The 16,470-nt window shown below is 40.8% G+C and carries 17 protein-coding genes; 11 read left to right on the plus strand and 6 right to left on the minus strand.

Going from position 1 to position 16,470, the window contains the following annotated elements; all coding sequences use genetic code 11:
• Window positions 1–143: 143 nt before the first annotated feature.
• Complete coding sequence (locus KKB09_02445; protein ID MBU4300054.1) at window positions 144–1,301, minus strand: MFS transporter; 1,158 nt, start codon at window positions 1,299–1,301, stop codon at window positions 144–146.
• A gap of 81 nt (window positions 1,302–1,382) precedes the next feature.
• Here KKB09_02445 and maf point away from each other — a divergent pair, with 81 nt between their 5' ends.
• The 5 genes from maf to nifU are packed head-to-tail and all read left to right on the plus strand — an operon-like array spanning window position 1,383 to window position 3,737.
• Window positions 1,383–1,964, plus strand: coding sequence for a septum formation protein Maf (maf, locus tag KKB09_02450; GenBank protein ID MBU4300055.1), 582 nt, complete (start codon window positions 1,383–1,385; stop codon window positions 1,962–1,964).
• 9 nt (window positions 1,965–1,973) lie between these two features.
• Complete coding sequence (locus KKB09_02455) at window positions 1,974–2,456, plus strand: GNAT family N-acetyltransferase (protein MBU4300056.1); 483 nt, start codon at window positions 1,974–1,976, stop codon at window positions 2,454–2,456.
• 5 nt (window positions 2,457–2,461) lie between these two features.
• Complete coding sequence (locus KKB09_02460) at window positions 2,462–2,986, plus strand: hypothetical protein (protein ID MBU4300057.1); 525 nt, start codon at window positions 2,462–2,464, stop codon at window positions 2,984–2,986.
• 4 nt (window positions 2,987–2,990) lie between these two features.
• Window positions 2,991–3,314 carry a hypothetical protein gene (locus tag KKB09_02465; protein MBU4300058.1) on the plus strand — a complete coding sequence of 108 codons (324 nt, stop codon included), beginning with the start codon at window positions 2,991–2,993 and terminating at the stop codon, window positions 3,312–3,314.
• A 51-nt stretch (window positions 3,315–3,365) separates the two neighbouring features.
• On the plus strand, window positions 3,366–3,737 hold the full coding sequence (gene nifU / locus KKB09_02470) for a Fe-S cluster assembly scaffold protein NifU (GenBank protein ID MBU4300059.1): 372 nt from the start codon (window positions 3,366–3,368) through the stop codon (window positions 3,735–3,737).
• Here nifU and KKB09_02475 read toward each other — a convergent pair whose 3' ends face one another.
• Window positions 3,738–4,391 carry a hypothetical protein gene (locus tag KKB09_02475; protein MBU4300060.1) on the minus strand — a complete coding sequence of 218 codons (654 nt, stop codon included), beginning with the start codon at window positions 4,389–4,391 and terminating at the stop codon, window positions 3,738–3,740.
• A gap of 112 nt (window positions 4,392–4,503) precedes the next feature.
• Between KKB09_02475 and KKB09_02480 the strand changes: the two genes are divergently transcribed.
• Together KKB09_02480 and KKB09_02485 are read left to right on the plus strand one after the other, a co-directional pair.
• Entirely contained in the window at window positions 4,504–4,647 is a 144-nt protein-coding gene (locus KKB09_02480) for a hypothetical protein (protein MBU4300061.1), read from the plus strand.
• On the plus strand, window positions 4,637–5,122 hold the full coding sequence (locus KKB09_02485; GenBank protein ID MBU4300062.1) for a GNAT family N-acetyltransferase: 486 nt from the start codon (window positions 4,637–4,639) through the stop codon (window positions 5,120–5,122). The genes KKB09_02480 and KKB09_02485 overlap by 11 nt, the downstream gene beginning before the upstream one ends.
• Window positions 5,123–5,125: 3 nt before the next feature.
• On the opposite strand, the gene KKB09_02490 is transcribed toward KKB09_02485, so the two are convergent.
• Window positions 5,126–8,083, minus strand: a complete 2,958-nt coding sequence (locus KKB09_02490) for a PGF-pre-PGF domain-containing protein (protein ID MBU4300063.1) — start codon at window positions 8,081–8,083, stop codon at window positions 5,126–5,128.
• A 97-nt stretch (window positions 8,084–8,180) separates the two neighbouring features.
• Between KKB09_02490 and KKB09_02495 the strand changes: the two genes are divergently transcribed.
• The gene (locus KKB09_02495) at window positions 8,181–9,314 is read left to right on the plus strand and encodes a site-specific DNA-methyltransferase (protein MBU4300064.1); all 1,134 of its coding nucleotides are present in this window, start codon (window positions 8,181–8,183) and stop codon (window positions 9,312–9,314) included.
• Between the two features lie 7 nt (window positions 9,315–9,321).
• On the opposite strand, the gene KKB09_02500 is transcribed toward KKB09_02495, so the two are convergent.
• Together KKB09_02500 and KKB09_02505 are read right to left on the minus strand one after the other, a co-directional pair.
• The gene (locus tag KKB09_02500) at window positions 9,322–11,427 is read right to left on the minus strand and encodes a type II secretion system F family protein (protein MBU4300065.1); all 2,106 of its coding nucleotides are present in this window, start codon (window positions 11,425–11,427) and stop codon (window positions 9,322–9,324) included.
• Between the two features lie 16 nt (window positions 11,428–11,443).
• Window positions 11,444–13,705: a type II/IV secretion system ATPase subunit gene (locus KKB09_02505; GenBank protein ID MBU4300066.1), complete on the minus strand. Its 2,262-nt coding sequence runs from the start codon at window positions 13,703–13,705 to the stop codon at window positions 11,444–11,446.
• 120 nt (window positions 13,706–13,825) lie between these two features.
• Between KKB09_02505 and KKB09_02510 the strand changes: the two genes are divergently transcribed.
• The 3 genes from KKB09_02510 to KKB09_02520 all read left to right on the plus strand — a co-directional run bounded on the left by KKB09_02510 (window position 13,826) and on the right by KKB09_02520 (window position 15,718).
• The gene (locus KKB09_02510; GenBank protein MBU4300067.1) at window positions 13,826–14,236 is read left to right on the plus strand and encodes a hypothetical protein; all 411 of its coding nucleotides are present in this window, start codon (window positions 13,826–13,828) and stop codon (window positions 14,234–14,236) included.
• A gap of 41 nt (window positions 14,237–14,277) precedes the next feature.
• Window positions 14,278–15,078 carry a hypothetical protein gene (locus KKB09_02515; GenBank protein ID MBU4300068.1) on the plus strand — a complete coding sequence of 267 codons (801 nt, stop codon included), beginning with the start codon at window positions 14,278–14,280 and terminating at the stop codon, window positions 15,076–15,078.
• Window positions 15,079–15,499: 421 nt separating this feature from the next.
• A complete protein-coding gene (locus KKB09_02520; protein ID MBU4300069.1) occupies window positions 15,500–15,718 on the plus strand; it encodes a hypothetical protein in 219 nt (72 codons plus the stop codon).
• A gap of 20 nt (window positions 15,719–15,738) precedes the next feature.
• On the opposite strand, the gene KKB09_02525 is transcribed toward KKB09_02520, so the two are convergent.
• Complete coding sequence (locus KKB09_02525; protein MBU4300070.1) at window positions 15,739–16,275, minus strand: adenine phosphoribosyltransferase; 537 nt, start codon at window positions 16,273–16,275, stop codon at window positions 15,739–15,741.
• Window positions 16,276–16,470 lie beyond the last annotated feature (195 nt).

The following is a 16,470-nucleotide window of genomic DNA, read 5'->3' on the forward strand; positions in this document are numbered from 1 at the left end:
TTGTTTTTATTTTTTAGTATTTATAAGCTTTTGTTTTTATATAAAAACAATTGTTTTTATTATTTTATTAATCATCCAGATAACTGGCAGCAAAGTTATGGATTATTCGTATGTGGGGCAAAAATACATATTTCATTCATCATTTATTTCCTAACCATCCACCAGAAACCCACCATAATTATTGCAAGAACCAGAAACATCTCGCGCATGCCGAAAAGCGAAATCATTGCAGCCGCGCTGAGGGGCCCGAGAAAATGAGCAATGCGTATTGATGTTTTGAATACTGACATGTTCTCGATTATATTGCTTTTCTTTGAGTGCTTGTCAAGTTCCATCTCATTTAGCGGCTCTATTGCCGCAGCGCCCATGAAGGCCAAAAAGAAGAAAAGTATCATTGAGTTGATTGCGCCATAGTTTACATAAATCAAAAATGATGCAATCGTTATTGCAAAAAATCCGAGAGAGATGTATTTTTTTGAGCCTTCTTTTTCTGCGAGCCGGCCTATGGGGTATTCAAGCATGATGTACGGCACAATCATTATTGCAAATATTATTCCTATTTTGCCGAAATCAAAACCCAGGGACATTAATATAATTGGCAGGTACAGAAATGCGACAAAGCTCCAAAAATACAGGCCGAGGTTTGATACGAATATTTTTCTGAGTTTTATATCTGAAAAAAAAATAATTGCGTTTTTTATGCTGTTTTCGGATTCTTTTCGTTTTATGGCGATGTCTCTTATACCCATACTTCCTGAAATGGCATATATTCCTAGGAAAAAAAGGGATGCGTAGGAAAAGACAGTTGTGTAGCTATATGACTTTGCTATTATGCCGCCGTTCAATATCCCCAAGAACATCCCTAAGTTCATGACGGTGAAATATTTCCCTTCTGAACTTCCTAGGTTTTTCTTTTTTGAACTGTTGTTAACAAGAATGCTTAATGCAGTTGTGCAAAGGCATACTGCTACTGCAAGAATTACCTGCACTAGCGCTAGAGCAATAGTGGAATTTATGAGTGTGTATGAAGCGAATACGAATGAGAATAGAATAAGGCCTATCTTGAGATTTTTGAGCACACCCCATTTTTCAAAGAACGTCATTATGTGAAAACTTATGAATATCGCGCTTAGCCCAAAAACAGCAGTTATCAGCCCAACTCCTTCAGGTCCGCCGTATATTTTTTCTGCAAAAATAGGGAAAATGGGTGTGGTTAGCGAAAATGTCATTGTGATAAGAAAGGCTATTATTGCAACTTCAGTTAGCTGCGAGAAATTCATGCGTATTTTTCCCCTGAACATTGTTAATATACTTGGTTTTTGCTTTATATATGGATATGCGCTGTTCGGCAGATTATTAACTTTTTAAGCTAATGACAGTACATGTGCCCAACAATTATTCTTGCGTCAAAATCGAACGGACGGGCGAAAATACTGCGCGAAGCCTGTTTTGCCTTTGATTCAGTGCATGGTAATGTGGACGAATCGGCAATACGTGAAAAGAGTCCTGAAGAGCTCGTGAAAAAACTCGCGCTTGCAAAGGCAGAGGATGTCGCGTTAAAAGCAGATGCTAAAGCAGTTGTAATCGGCGCAGACACAGTCTGCGTTTTTGGCGGAAAATTCATAGGGAAGCCGCGCGATAAAGACGATGCATTCAGAATGCTTTCCGCGTTCTCCGGAAAAACACATATGCTATTCACAGGAATCGCAGTTTTGTGCATGGGGGATAAAAAATCTCTCGTTGATGTTTCGGTTTCCACAGTCACTTTCAGAACCATTTCAAAGGCAGAAATAGACGATTACTTAACGACAGATGATGCGATGAATTTTGCCGGAGGCTACAATATTGATGCGACAAAAAGCATGCGCTTTATCGAAGGCATAAGCGGTTCATATACCGGAGTAATCGGCATGCCGCTCGAGAAATTGGTTCCGATGCTGAAAAAGTGCGGTTTTGATTATTGATGTGGTTTTATGGGTGAAATTGTTAGGCTCGATGAAAATTATCTTGACCAGCTTGCAAAAATTGATTCTGAATCAGGGCACGAAATGGGAAAGGCGCGCCGCGTAACTTTACAAAAATATAAAACCGAATTAATTGAACGATTTAATCGCGGACACGAATTGTTTTTCGGCTACAAAGAAAATGGACTTTTGAAAGGATATGTAACATTAATTCCATTTTTTCCAGGACACAAGCATTGCGAAGTTTATTGGCTTTCTGTGCGTAAAACATTTCAGGGCAAAGGGATAGGAACTGCTCTTATGACATTTATTGAAGATTATGCGCGAAAACTCGGGCTTAGAAAAGTCTGCCTTTATACAAATAAGGAAATGGATGGTGTAAGAAAGTTCTATGAAAAACTCGGTTATGTTTTAATAAATGAGTTCTCTGATTATTATGGATATACTGATGTTTTAAAGAATACTGCGGTGCTTTATGCAAAAGTTTTGTGATTTTAATGAGATGTAATAATGATGCTGAAAAAGCGATCAAAATCCTGAAACGCCTGAAAGGGCTTGGCAAAGAGTTTGTCGTGCTTTCAGACTCGGACAAAAAAGCAATTGCGCAAATGCCCGAAGAAAAAAATCATTTCGTTTCGCTTCGCTCACTCAAAGCTTTTTTATTTTCTTCGAAAATAAAAAATGTAATAAATCGCGGCGTTATTGAAGTGTTGTCGCGCGAAATCACAATCGCGTTTTCGCATAACGAAAAATTTAGGCCGCCTCCGTGCGCCATAGTCCAACTTTTTTGCAAAGGAAAAATTGTCGGGGAAATGAATGATTCTGAAAAGAAGTTTTACAACGGTACGAAAGACGTTGATAATTATATTCTTCCGCCAGTGCCTTTTCCAGAGCTTGACGGAGCGTTCAGCAATGTTTGCTCAGCATCTCCGGGTTATGTTGCAGATGCTTTTTTAAGAACGCGGATTAAAGTAGCGGAAAGCGACGCGACATTGTTTGTCGGCTTCAATTTGAAAAGGTAATTTCATGATTGTCCAGATTTTCGGCGCAACAGATTTGGTTGCAGCGGGGCTGTTGTACTTCGGCAAAATTTCAGGGCCGCAGTTTCTTGTCAGTGCGTGCATAATCCTTCTGATTTTGAAAGGCGCAATGTCGCTTTTTCCATTTCCTTTTTATCTGCCGGGATTCTTGATGAACATTACAGATATCACAACAGTAATTCTGCTTTATTTCGGGGCAACGCCGATTCCGGAGCTCAAGGCTTTTATAATTGTGGTGCTTTTGGTAAAGGCGCTTCCTTCATTGATTTCATCAGCATTTTTGCTTCTCGGATGGATTACGAAAAAATGAAGGTGCTAACACCGTTTTATATTTATAAGCATTCTCGCGCATTATTCAATTATGTACTCGAAAAAAGTCATGGAGCACTTCCAGAAGCCGCATAATATGGGTGAAATGAAGAATCCTGATGGCGTCGGCTTGGTTGGAAATCCGCAATGCGGCGACCAAATGAAAATATTTATCAAAGTCAAAGACAATAAAATCGCCGACATAAAGTTCCAGACTTACGGCTGCGCGGCGGCAATCGCCACAAGTTCCATGATTACAGACCTTGCAAAGGGAACGGCTCTTGAGGAAGCAGAAAAAATCACGCGCAAGAATGTTTCTGACGCGCTTGAAGGCCTGCCTCCGGTAAAGGAGCACTGCTCGAATCTTGCAGCGGACGGATTGCGCGCGGCAATTGAGGATTATAGGAAGAAAGCGAAGGCTTGATTATTCTTTAATCAACCCGTACAAAATCTTAACGCCGTTCAGAAAGTCTTTTTCTTTGACCAAGATAATCAATTCAGGAACGCACGTTAAAACTTCCTGCATATTTACATTATTTGAAGAAAGCTCATTTGTCACAACAGATACAAGCCCGGGAGTGTTTTCTGCCTCGCCATCAAAAATGACATTCAGTTCTGCAAGTCCCTTTGTTGTTTTTACTATGAAGTTTTCCGGAATTATTTCGATAATTTTTGCGAGATTATGTTCGTCCACAATTACCTTGACAAACAGTTCGCCCTGCACAATACGAAGCACTTCTCCTTTTGAAAAATCAACGCCTGAAAATATGTGCGGAAGAATGTTCCGGATTTCTATGTCTTTTTTCAGCGTAATGCATGCGATGTTGCTCTTTGAGGAAAATGTGGATTTTTTTAGAAGTTCGCGCGCTTTTTTGTATGTTTCCTCAGTTTTGTTTTCCCAGTCATCATAGCGTCTTATTGCGCTGACAATTGTTTCTGTGGATGTGCGAAGCCCAAGATCACGCATAGCCTTTTTTGCCAGCGCCCGATTATTTATCAGGCCGCTATGAAGGAGTTTCTTAATCGAGGCATCATTGCTTATGTATTTCCAGATTTGTGTTGTAATGTTTTTTGCCATATCATATTATTAAAATAAAACTATATAAATCATTCATAAATGTTTCATTTTTAAATAAATGCGCTATATAGGTCACTAAATATTTAAACTGCCGGGAAAATATGTGTGTTTTATGTACAAACACAAATTAATTGGCTTAAATACGCTTGATCCGTTTGCTCTGGATGGATTATCGCGACCAGAAAAACGTCGCGTTGAAAAAGAACTTTTTAAAGTTTACTGCAAAGAAGCGGTCGTGAAAAAATATGCAACTTAAAGACTTTGGAATTCGTCCGATTATTACGGGCGACATTCCACGAGTAGTATTATTGATTGAGCAATGCGTATTTGAATCTTGCAGAACGGTTTATGATGCTGATGAGCTGAGTTATTGGGCATCGCTTTATTCAGAAGAAAAGTTTTGCGAATATACCCAAGAGTGGAATTTCTGGGTTTTGTGCGATAAAAACGCAAAAATAAAAGGTTGTGTCGGGATATATAATAACGTGCTCAAAGGGCTTTTTGTTGAGCCATCATGTCAGGGTGTTGGGTTTGGCAAAAAATTACTTGAGTTCGCAGAAAGCTACGCGAAAGAAAAAGGCGTGAAAAAAATTATCCTAGACGCATCGCCGAACGCTGTGCGGTTTTACGAGAAAAATGGTTATTATATGCTTGGAAAAAGATTGTATGCTACAGGCATTCAAAACGGGTGCCTGAACGTTATGCGGATGGAGAAAAATATACTTCATTGATCATTATTGCGTCAGCTTTTTCGCTTCCTTAAGTCGTTCTATTAAATATTCTGTTTCAGCTTCTTCGAAAACCTTTTTTCTTGAATTTATGTAGGCAGAAGCCATCTTCGGATCTATGAGCTTTTGCTGAGGCTGTTTAGCCATTTCTATTTTTTGTTGGTTCTTTTTTTTGTTTTTGCGGTCTATGAAATAGAAAGCGACAGCGATGAATATACTTGCCACAGTTATTAGAGCAATAATCCAGCCATATGATGTTGTTCCGGAAGGGATTGTAGTGTCGGGTTCATTTGCTGCCGTATTTGAATAAGGTGTATCTATATTGTCGTTAGTTGAATCCAGTGATGTGTTTTCTGCATCATCTGCAGAGTTCTCTTCAGGCGGCTCTAAAATTTGTTCTGGAGTTTTCGGAGTCTGTACTGCCTTTCCAATAATTGCAAAATAAGAAAATCCAGGCGTTTGAGCACTATACGTCGTATATTTTTCTGTAGAGTTTACAAGCTGCGTATTCAGAGCAATCCATCCGTTATCATATCGTGATAGATATATGGATGTTATGTTGTTTGAAACAATCCAGCTTTTATTTACGGTAAATTCAATTAGCGCTTCATCAATGTCTGAGTTGTTGAAATTGTTCTTTGAGATTTCCAGATATTGATAGACCTTATTCGGAGGCGCTGCAAAAGAAACGGATTGTTTTTTTGTTACTGAAACAGCCGGATTGGTCATTGATGACTTTAAATAAATTTCTACTTTTGTCACAGGGTTATTTGAAGGCGTTGATCTTATGAAGTCGGTTATTACGTCACCACCTCCACCGCCGTCTGAACTGCATGCATCGCATGAGCCTCCGCAGTCAGTGCCGGTTTCATCCCCATTTTGGATGTTGTCAGAGCATGTTGGTGCAGGCACGGGTGCAACATAGTGTCCGTAATACACGGCCTTTATTTCCGTGTTGCCTTTAAGCGCGATTTTAAACGGTGGTAGGTTTCCGCTTGCGTCTGTTGTTTTATTGTATGGGTTTTTCTGCACGCCTGCAGAAGCATTGTATATGATGTATATGCTTGTTGCCTGCAAGCCGGTTATTATGTAATTCGCGACAATTCCGGCAGTGGAATTTGTATCGTTCCATTGCATCAGCGCGTTGTTCCAGTTTACAAGAGTTCGGTTTATCGAGCTTTGCGCAGAAACGTTTGTCTTCAGCCAGATATTTTTCGTACTGTCGTTGTTGTAGTTGAAGTATGATGATGTATCCGCGAAATATATTTGGCGAGATGTGGTGAAGTTTGTGTTGGTGAAGTTGTTTGTGCTTGTAAACGAAAGAAAGTAATCATAAGAATTCATTGACATTATTGAACCTCCCGATATTGCATTTGAGTTAGAGGATGACCAAAAATATATGCCGATACCCTCATTACCAAATGCTGAGATACTATTATTCAAGAGTGTATTTCCATCACTATATACTATAGATATACCGATTCCTAGATCCTCCGTCACAGCAATATTGTTGCTTAGAAACAGATTGATGTCAGAATTGTCTAAGATTATGCCATTACTTGAAGCAGTAATATTATTGTTAGAGATGGTATTTGAGTTGGACGAAGAGATAAGTCTTACCCCCAAACCAGAGTCACCAAAAGTAGTTATACGGTTATTAGAAATATTATTTGAATTGCTAGATGAATAAAGAAGTATGCCTTGGCTATGCTTTTCAAATGCTGTGATATTTGAGTTCAATATTGACGAATTTGTCGTCATTGCAAAAATTATCCCGTCTTTATAGATTGTAACATTTCTTATTGTTATATTTGTTGAATTTGTTATATAGAGTTGCCCAACATTAGTCAGGTTTTCAATAACTATGGATGAATTCGCGAAATAATAATATATAGGTTCACCTTGTTCTGTGTTTGTGGTGTCTATGGTGTGATCATAATAGGATGTGTTAGTCGATGGCACAATGTATATTGCATATGTGTTTGTCGTGTTTAAAACATTTCCGATTATGGTTGAATTTGTCGATGAATCTAAAACTATGCCATAACTGGCCGTTCCCGTTGTTTTAATTGTATTATTCCGGATTGTATTTGAGGATGCACCAAGTGCGATGCCGTAACTATTTACTCCTGAAGTAATAATCGTATTATTTAAAAATGTGTTTGAATTACTATTTGTTACGCTAGTAATACCCAAACTAGCGTTACCAAGCAACAGTATCGTGTTATTTGAAATCTCATTTGAGCTACTGAATGATTCAAGGAAGATACCGTAACTGTATTGACCTGATGTTGTGATTGTACTGTTCTGGATAATACCATTTGAACTCCTGTTGAAATAAATCGCAAAAGCTATGTTATTTGTCGCTCCCTGAATAATATTCGCATTCTTTATTGTCGTGAAGTTGTAGCCCGAATTATCCACCCCATATCCCGTCTCACTTTGCGAATAATTAATCGTATATCCCGCGCCGTCAAGGGTTATGTTATTCGCGCTGATTGTAAAGCACGTTCCTGCCGACGAAACATTCTGCGCCAAAACATAGCTGTCGTTTTCTATTGTCAAATCTTGGCAGGCATAAAGGCTGTAAGGCGCAACGGTGTCAACAATTACAAATCTTTGCGCGCTTTGGTTCCACTCGCCAGTCATGTTTTCAGTCCAGATGGTGTAGTTGTATGTTCCATCTGCAAGGTCGGTCATGTTGTAATACCACGCGGTCAACGAATCATTCAGCATTGAAATATTAGTAAATCCGGAAGAATTACCCCATTCAAGGAGGGATTGGTTAAGCGCGTCATTTGAACTGACATTAATATACGTCCAGTTTATGTTTGTCGTGGCATTATCAGGTATTGTTGGCGCAACAAACTCGCCAGATGTAAACGAAACAGATGATACTGCAATTATTATTAATGCAGCTAATAAGATTATGCTCGATCCATTGTCGCGTTTTGATCTGCCCACAAAATCCCCACTGCAGTTATTTATTTGTGTTTTATATATTATATATGATTCAATTGGCGGATTATTTGCTTTTATCTCTAATTTAACAAATATTTGCATGCCAGATTACAAACTTACATACCGCCTTGACCTTGGGACTCTTGCGACATTTTTGCCGAACAAAAGAGTTCCCATATACAACTGGTACTATTACAAAGAAAGCTTTTCCCGCGATTTGGTCTTTTATATTATCGATTCTTTCGGGATAAAAGCCGGCGATAAAGTGCTCGACCCTTTTTGCGGAATAGGAACAACGCTTCTTGCCTGTCGCGAGAAATGCATTGATTCAATAGGTTCTGATGTATCAGAGATTGCGGTTTTTGCATCGCGCGCAAAGACGCGCATCTACGGCATTGAAAATCTGCGCGAAGAGGCACGGAATCTTTTTAAGGACAAATTTGTTAGCCCTTGTGTAAAAATCGATTCTGGCGTTGTTAATCGATGTTTTTCAAAATTTTCGCTTGAACGAGTCATTTCTTTCAGGGATAAAATCGCGAAAATTGAAGATGAAACGGTTCGTGATTTTATGATGCTTGCGCTTATGGTCTCTGCAATGGAGACAAGCTCTGCAAAAAAGACAGGGCGCTCAATACGTTCACAAAAAAACCAATCTGCACCGCCACTTAAATTCCTTCTTAAGCGCAGGATAAAGAATATGTTGAGGGATCTTAAGAAAACCGGGAGTTTCAATGCGCGCGCCGAAGTTATGCAAACGAGCGCCACTGTATTGAATGTTGACAGCAATTCTGTTGATGCGATTATAACCTCCCCACCTTATTTGGGCAAGACCGAATACGCTCAAATATATTCTATCGAGCAAGTGCTTTTTTTCGGAGGGTGCGGCAGGCCGCATGTGAAATCATTTATTGGTGAACAAGAAGAGGTCTCTGATATATTTTGCGGAAAGCATGATTTGCCAAAAAAATCATTTGGCTATTTTCATGATATGAATCTTGCGATTTTAGAAATGCACCGCGTCCTTAAAAGTGGCGGAAAAGCGGCAATAATTGTCGGCGAAGGATGCTTTCCCGACAAAGTTGTTGCAAGCGATATATTGCTTGCAGAGCTTGCTGAAAATGCTGGATTCATTGTGCGCGAAATATTAGTTCTTAACGAGCGATGGTGTATGCGCGAGAGGACGGAGAAAGTTGGAAAGTTGCGAGAGAGCCTGATAGTGCTGGAAAAACAATAAGACTTATTCACACACTCATCGAAATCGCATTTATTAGCGGATTGAACATAGTCATCACGAGCACTAGCGTGATTACGTAGAATATTATCCCGAATATCAGAAGCGTTTGCGTCATGTTGCTTTCTTCAATCTCATCGCTTCCGAATTCTATTCTGCTGATGAATGCCCCCATTATTGTCAGGATTTCAACAATATAGAAGCCTATGATTAGTTGAAGAACTTCTGCAGAGACCGCGCTTTCAGTAGGGAATATTCCGCTGATTCCTATGCCTGCGGCTCCTGAAGGCATTGTTCCTTCAAGCGTCCTGAATTGCGCGCCAAGATCCATCAATATTTTTAATATCAATTGCGCTACGGCGACAACAACGCCGGACATTACGGGTATTAGTATGAATGACTGGAACTTCAGCGATGAAACAATGGATGACAGCAGATCTTCTATTCTTTCCTGTGTTGAGCGTATATCACGCAGGTATCTTGAAATCGTAAGCATTGACATTGAGGCCGCGCGTGTTCCTTTCTGAACAGATTCTGAAACTGCTTTCATAACTGTTCTTACAAGGGATGATGGATAATATTGCAGCGCCCCGTATTTTTCATCAAATAAAGCATCTTTGAAGGTCATGCTCAGACGGTTGATGTTTTTTATGATGATTCTAAACATCTCCGATATTTCCAGCTCTTTTGTATCACGTTCTGCAGCTACAACAGCAGACTCTATTGGTGTTCCTCCTGCAATGCGGCTTCCAAGCGCAAAAAGCGCATCCTCGAATTCACTTTCAATTTGCGAGATTTTTCTGCGTAATGCAATTTTCTGGAAACATGATGCATAATTGTATACTATATCGCCTATAGCTAATGCAACTACAATTGAAACACTCATAAGCATGCTAAACATTCCATGTTCCATGCCTTCCTTCGTAAAAAAATCTGTTGACAGCATATAGCTTATTCCCGGAATCATGAGGATAAGAGAAACTGCCGCCGCCAGTGGCAGAGCGGGTATTGATTCTGTTTTTCCAAAAATATGCACTGCTATATTGTTTCCGGGAACATAATCCGGATGTTTTGTTATGTCTATTTTAGTATGTGTGGCTGGCCTTTGCTCAAGCGTCCGGCTCATGAAAAAATAGACTAGTGCCGGAAGTATTATGTTGTAACCGACAGCAAGATAAAGCCCGATGTTTTTCATCTCTTCAGCAAGAAAAATAGTAAGAAGAGGAAACACTATCATCCCCATTACTGGAAGCAATATTCCCAGGCCCTCAAGTATCATGATGGGGGTCTCAAGTTCTCGAGCGTATTTTTTCATCTTTTCGTTGGTTCCTATCAGGATGACGTCGATTGCTTTGTCAAGAAGTGCTTCCCTTCGAGAAAGTGATGATTCAAGTCTTGATTCTCGGATAAGCAATATTGATTCTACAAATTCCTTATTGTATTCTTTCCACTGGACTAGATAGTTGTTGAGTCCTTCTTCAACCGTGTTGTACCTTCCTGTTTCAACCTCCCAAAGTATCTTTTTTAAATCCTTTCCGACTTTTCCTGAAACATTGTTTGATGCAAATCTGATTGCGCCTTCAAGAGTCGGATTTGTTTTCATCAATATTGTCATGTAAAGGACTGCCATGACTACATCGCTTCCGCTTTCAACGCGATATCGGCTTGCGAGATTTATTGGATATGTGTAAAGAAGATATGTGCTGACAATTGCCGTAACAAAAATCAGGAATTTGAAAATGAAAGGGATTGGCACAAATATTGAAAAAACGCTGATAAAAAAAAGAAATAGTCCCGTAATTATTGCAAAGCTTGTGACACCAATAGGAGTTACATTAAGGCCAGTAAATAGTATTGATGCTTCAAGCTTTATTTTTGTTACTGGGTCTGGTGAAATTTTCAAAATGCTCTCGGAATCGGCACAAAGTTTTTCATATGTTGTTTTTTTGCGTTCTTGCGCTTCTTCTTTCTTGAATATCCTATATTCTCTTGAGAATGCCTGCTTGTCGGTAGAATATCCTGGAAATTTGGCAGATACTTTATACTTGTCAAGTATTTTTGAAAGAAGTATGTTATCTTCTTTCTTTTCATCTGACTTTTTATCTGCCTTTGGCATGGCGGTTCCTCTTTAATTATTCTGTTTTCATTTGCTTTATCATTGTCTTTATGCGTTCATCCCATATTGCGAAAATTCTCTGCGAGTCAAAGTTTCCATGCTCCTCTTTTACAGTTTCGCTGATAATGTGGAACATGTCGTTTGCTTCTGAAACAAAGCGCGCTTCGATTATGTCCGGATTACCTGTTTTTCTTGCGTAGTCGACAAGAGTTTCTTTTACTTTTGCCCGCAGTTGTATGTTGTCCCAGACGGCGTCCCAGTTATCTTTCCATTCTTTTACTTTATTTGCTATCTCGTTGACTATAAAGCTCTCGCCGTTAAGCAGGGTTTCTGTCGGTTCAAGCATATCTTTTTTGGAATTATATGCCATGAGCTGAACAAAAGCATGCTCTTTTTGCGGGTCCGTGGTCCATTCTTTCAGCACTTCGGTTATTTCCATCATGCGCCTGAAGGTGTGCAGCCCGTCTGCGCTTTTTAGCCGGTTTGTGATTGCGATTATATCGGTTGCCTTAAAGCTTGTCGGCGGAACTTGTAGGTCGTTTACAACTCTGTCAAAGACGCCGTAAGGCGAATCACCATGGATTGTGCCTGCAACTACATTTGAAAGCGCACCTATTCTCATTGCTTCGTAAAGAGCCTTTGCCTCAAGGCTTCGGATTTCTCCGATTATCAGGCTTGAATCCCCCAAACGCAGTGATGTCCTTATCACTTCGTCTGTCGGCATTTCGCTCTCGACATGTGTTATTACCGAGCGCGATTTGAGCGACTCTATGTTGTATCCGAGCTCTTTTAGGTTGATAACTGGAAGTTCAAGAGTATCTTCTATTGTGATGATTCGAAAGCGCTTCATTATTTCAACCATTGTCGCGCCAAGGACTGAGGATTTTCCTGAGCTCCTTGTTCCTGCAAAAAGTATTGTGCGTGCCCCATCAACCAAAAAACTCATAAGCCCTCCTGCAAGAGGAGTCAGCATCCCCTTTGAGATGAAAAGAGGATATGTCCATGGCTTGTCTCTATGGCGCCTGAATGCGAAGGCAAGCCCGCTAGGCGATACGGACTTAGTGATTGCTGCAACTCGCGCGCGCCCTCCGGGCAAAGTTATGTCTGTGTCAAGAACAGGGCTTGATTCATCAAGAGGCCTTCCAGACTCTATCCTGAATCGCGTTGCCCACGCTTCGGCATCATCCCTTGTCGGAACTATGTTGCTTGTGCATTCCTCGTATTTTTCATGAAATAGGAATATTGGCGAACCCCCTACAGGCGAATTTATAAACGCGTCCTGTATTGCAGGGTCCGCGAGCATGACTTCAAGAATGCCGTAGCCTGCAGTGTATCGGGTAAGTATTTTTGAAAGGAACTTTACGCCTTTTTGGTCCAGCGTTGTGCCGGTGCTTTCGGATATTTCAATAAGCATGTCGCGCCCGATGTTGTTAAACACATCCCTGATTCTTGTCGGGTCCAAAAACTCGTCCCGTGTCGGCTTATGCGCCGCCATGTACTGCCTTGCAATATCAAGAAGAACATACTGCTCTTCAGACAGGGTGAATTCCGGTGGAAGCAGATGATAATGGTATTGAACTTTTCCCGGAATTTTGAATATCTGTACTTGCGCATCATCTATAGAATATCGGTCAACCTCCTGCGCATTAAGAGGCGGAACCATCATATATCGCGTAAACATAAAGTTCGGCCTGATGAGCGGATGAAATATTTCGCGGTATATTGCCCTATCTCCTACATGATACCCTGCAAGGTATGGAATTGCGAACTTTATCATTTTTGTAGTTTCAAGGCCTTCTTTTATCGGGAACAGCGCTTGAGATAGATAGTGCTCATAATCCCTTGCTTTTACAGCATTTACGGTCTTGATAAGGGATGTGAGCCGGCGTATTTCACGAAGAAGTATGACGTAGGTTCCGATTGGGTCTCTGCGTATTTTGTTGATCATCAGATCCTGGACAAAGCCAAATCTTTGCGCAACAGCATTTTTGTTTTCCGGAACCGCCATGCGGCTTGGAGTCAGAATTTTGTCATTTCGAAGAAGCTGGACACTGAGTTGGGCGATTTCCACAAGAATCTGGGTTTGATCGTAGTCGTATTCAAAATCGCGCGTTTGAGACAGAACTATTGATTCGACTTCTTTAACCTCTATGATTTTGTCTATTGTGCGCGCCATGCATTCTTCAAAGTCTTCAATGCTTGCCCCGTAAATGCACCCGAGGCAGTTCACTGTGATGCGATGCCCCTCCCGTGAATAAGTATAGCCGCATACTTTCATGCTGTTTCCCCCAAATAAATAACACGCTTAATCAGCTTCGTATAACCGTATAATCTTATATATGTAGTGCGCCAAATATATACTCGAATGGAGCATTATTGTTTGCTTCGGAGTTAATTTATGCCTTTCAGCTCTGATACCAATGTTGCTCTGGTGAATGAGCTTGCGCGCAGGCTTAATGACAACACAAGAAGAATAAGGACTCTTGAGGAGAAGCTGCTCAGCCTTGATTTGCGCGTCAACGGCCACGACCAGCGCATAATGGATACTACAAAACAGATTAACACTGGAGAGCTTGAAGTGTCCAATGAGCTGACAGAAATCAAGGATAAGCTCGCAAATATTTTGCTTGATATTCAGAACTTGAAGATAGAAATACGGAAGTCTGCGACAGTGAATGACATGCGCGAGATTCAGGATTATATTGAGCTGATAAATCCAATAACCACAAAATTTGCGACCAAAGGCGAGGTTGCCGAAATTGTTCGGGAAGAGTTTCGAAAGCAGGCAAGAAAAGTAATGTTGAAATGATTGTCTATGGTTAATTTTTCAGGCATTTGAGGTGTTGATGTATGAAGTTCAAGCTTTTTGGCCGCCTAAAAAAGGAAGAGCCTGCTGCGGCCGCTCCCGCGCCACCGCCAGAAACGCAAGCTAGCAGTAAACCGCAGCAAAATAGCGCGCCGACAAGGCCGCTTCCTGAGGAGCGCGTTTCAGTCCTTTTGTCGCAAGGATTTGCAGAGCCTGAAATAATACGGGTGCTGAAGGAAGAAGGATATTCATTTCAGGAAATAGACAGTGGAATAACTAATGTTCTTAAGCAGAAAGTGTCAAGCGATCCTGCCGCATTTAACGCATCTTTTCAAGGCATGCCTGTTGAGGATCTTTCGCCGGTGTTTCGTTCCAATCAGGCAGATGTGCTGCGCGACGAGAGTGATCGGCGCGACAAGACCGCGATAATCGAGGAGATGGAGGAAGTCATAGAGACGCTTATTGAGGAGAAGTTTTCGCGTGTTCTTGAAGAGCTCGAACATGCGGACAAAAAATTTACTGATTTGAATGAAAAATTTCATTCGCTTAATTCGAAGCTGGACACTATAGAAAGTCAGGGAAAAGGAACTTTTGCCGCAGAGATAGAAAAGATAAATGCGGTTGATTTGAAGGAGGAGACTCTTGAGCCAAGAATAGCGAGCCTTGAAAAGGCTTTCAAAGACATAATACCGAATTTAGTTGACAGCATTCGGGAAGTTAGGGAAACGCAGGCATCTTCCAAGCGCAGGGAAGCGCATGCACGCGAATTTGCAGGCGATGTTCCAACAAGTTTTGAAACTGGTTCGGAAGAAGAAAAAAATGAAAAAGAGAGTATTTTTGATTAACTTTTTTAAAAGTTAATCAAAAAGCTTCGAGCGATTAGCGAGATGATTTTTGACTGAAAGTCAAAGAGCCTTGAGCGACAGCAAAAGGATTTTCGATTAACGAAGTTAATCGAAAAGCCGAGAGCGCGAGCAAACGGATTTTTGATTAGGTCGAAAAGCTTCAAGTGAGCGCAGCGAAACGAGAAGATATTCGATTAAGTTTCTTTGAAACTTAATCGAATAGCCGAGAACGGAGCGTAAGCAGAGTGAACGGATATTTGACTGAATGTTTTCAATTAATTTTCTAAAGAATTAAATCGGTGGTTTCATCAAAACTAAAAACAACAATATTGTAAAAAGCATTGATAATGAGCAGGTTGCTGAATATACTTTAAGCGAGGAGCGCACCATTCTTTCAAAGCAGAGAACCCAGCTTGCGTTTATGCAGACTGGCATTGCCATGGTAGGGCTCGGGCTGGTTGTCCTGAAATTCTGGCTCGAATATTCAATAAAGATAGCCGGAACTGTTTTGCTTGGCTTAGGGCTTTATGAAATCATACGTTCTTATCAGAGGCTTTTAGAATACAACCGAAGGCTTGAGCGCGTAAAGAAGCTTGTGAAAAAGAGCAAGTGGGGTGTAGTGGAATATGGAGAGGATTGAGGGCTGGTTGATGCTCTTCGCTATTTGCCAATATTTTTTTCACTATCGTATTTTACAAGGCTAAAGACTGTGTACCCATCAAGCGTTTTTCTTCCGGGTAGAAACGTTAGTTCGATTATAAATGTAAATCCGGCGACTTTTCCTCCAAGCCGCTCAATAAGCGCGGCAGATGCTTTTGCAGTGCCGCCTGTTGCAAGAAGGTCATCAACAATCAGCACTTTTTGTCCAGGAATAATGGCGTCTTTATGCATTTCAAGAGTGTCCGGACCATATTCTTTTTCATACGTCTCTGAAATTGTTTCTGCTGGCAGTTTTCCTTTTTTTCGCACAGGCACAAAACCGACGCCAAGCTTATGCGCAATAAGCCCGCCAAGGATAAAGCCGCGCGATTCTATTCCTGCAACCAAATCGATTTTCTGTCCGTTGCAGTGCTTTACAATTTCATCAACAACGTATTTGTTTGCTTCTGCGTTCTTGAAAAGCGTTGTGACATCAAAGAACAGGATGCCCTTTTTTGGATAATCCGGTATTTCGCGGATAACTGATTTTAGGTTCATAAAAATAACTGCAGAGAAAGAAATATAAGTGTTTTCATTGAAGCCTAATATCTGTTTTATTTTTCAGTTTGGGTTTAATACCCCGCAGCTCTGCTGCGGCTGGGATTTTGAGAACTGAACGTTCTCAAAAGCTTCGAGCGATTGGCGAGATGATTTTGAGGTTTGGAGTCCTCAAATCATGCCGCTCTTGCGGCA

The sequence above is a fragment of the Nanoarchaeota archaeon genome, from assembly GCA_018897155.1.
Classification (GTDB): domain Archaea; phylum EX4484-52; class EX4484-52; order EX4484-52; family LFW-46; genus LFW-46.

What these genes read in the sequence shown, in the direction of transcription:
- KKB09_02515 (MBU4300068.1), top strand. Translation starts at nt 14,278, where the DNA reads ATGAAGTTCAAGCTTTTTGGCCGCCTAAAAAAGGAAGAGCCTGCTGCG.
- KKB09_02485 (MBU4300062.1), top strand. Translation starts at nt 4,637, where the DNA reads ATGCAACTTAAAGACTTTGGAATTCGTCCGATTATTACGGGCGACATT.
- KKB09_02445 (MBU4300054.1), bottom strand. Translation starts at nt 1,301, where the DNA reads ATGTTCAGGGGAAAAATACGCATGAATTTCTCGCAGCTAACTGAAGTT.
- KKB09_02520 (MBU4300069.1), top strand. Translation starts at nt 15,500, where the DNA reads ATGCAGACTGGCATTGCCATGGTAGGGCTCGGGCTGGTTGTCCTGAAA.
- KKB09_02500 (MBU4300065.1), bottom strand. Translation starts at nt 11,427, where the DNA reads ATGCCAAAGGCAGATAAAAAGTCAGATGAAAAGAAAGAAGATAACATA.
- maf (MBU4300055.1), top strand. Translation starts at nt 1,383, where the DNA reads ATGTGCCCAACAATTATTCTTGCGTCAAAATCGAACGGACGGGCGAAA.
- KKB09_02495 (MBU4300064.1), top strand. Translation starts at nt 8,181, where the DNA reads ATGCCAGATTACAAACTTACATACCGCCTTGACCTTGGGACTCTTGCG.
- KKB09_02505 (MBU4300066.1), bottom strand. Translation starts at nt 13,705, where the DNA reads ATGAAAGTATGCGGCTATACTTATTCACGGGAGGGGCATCGCATCACA.
- KKB09_02460 (MBU4300057.1), top strand. Translation starts at nt 2,462, where the DNA reads ATGAGATGTAATAATGATGCTGAAAAAGCGATCAAAATCCTGAAACGC.
- KKB09_02525 (MBU4300070.1), bottom strand. Translation starts at nt 16,275, where the DNA reads ATGAACCTAAAATCAGTTATCCGCGAAATACCGGATTATCCAAAAAAG.
- KKB09_02510 (MBU4300067.1), top strand. Translation starts at nt 13,826, where the DNA reads ATGCCTTTCAGCTCTGATACCAATGTTGCTCTGGTGAATGAGCTTGCG.
- nifU (MBU4300059.1), top strand. Translation starts at nt 3,366, where the DNA reads ATGTACTCGAAAAAAGTCATGGAGCACTTCCAGAAGCCGCATAATATG.
- KKB09_02455 (MBU4300056.1), top strand. Translation starts at nt 1,974, where the DNA reads ATGGGTGAAATTGTTAGGCTCGATGAAAATTATCTTGACCAGCTTGCA.
- KKB09_02475 (MBU4300060.1), bottom strand. Translation starts at nt 4,391, where the DNA reads ATGGCAAAAAACATTACAACACAAATCTGGAAATACATAAGCAATGAT.
- KKB09_02480 (MBU4300061.1), top strand. Translation starts at nt 4,504, where the DNA reads ATGTACAAACACAAATTAATTGGCTTAAATACGCTTGATCCGTTTGCT.
- KKB09_02465 (MBU4300058.1), top strand. Translation starts at nt 2,991, where the DNA reads ATGATTGTCCAGATTTTCGGCGCAACAGATTTGGTTGCAGCGGGGCTG.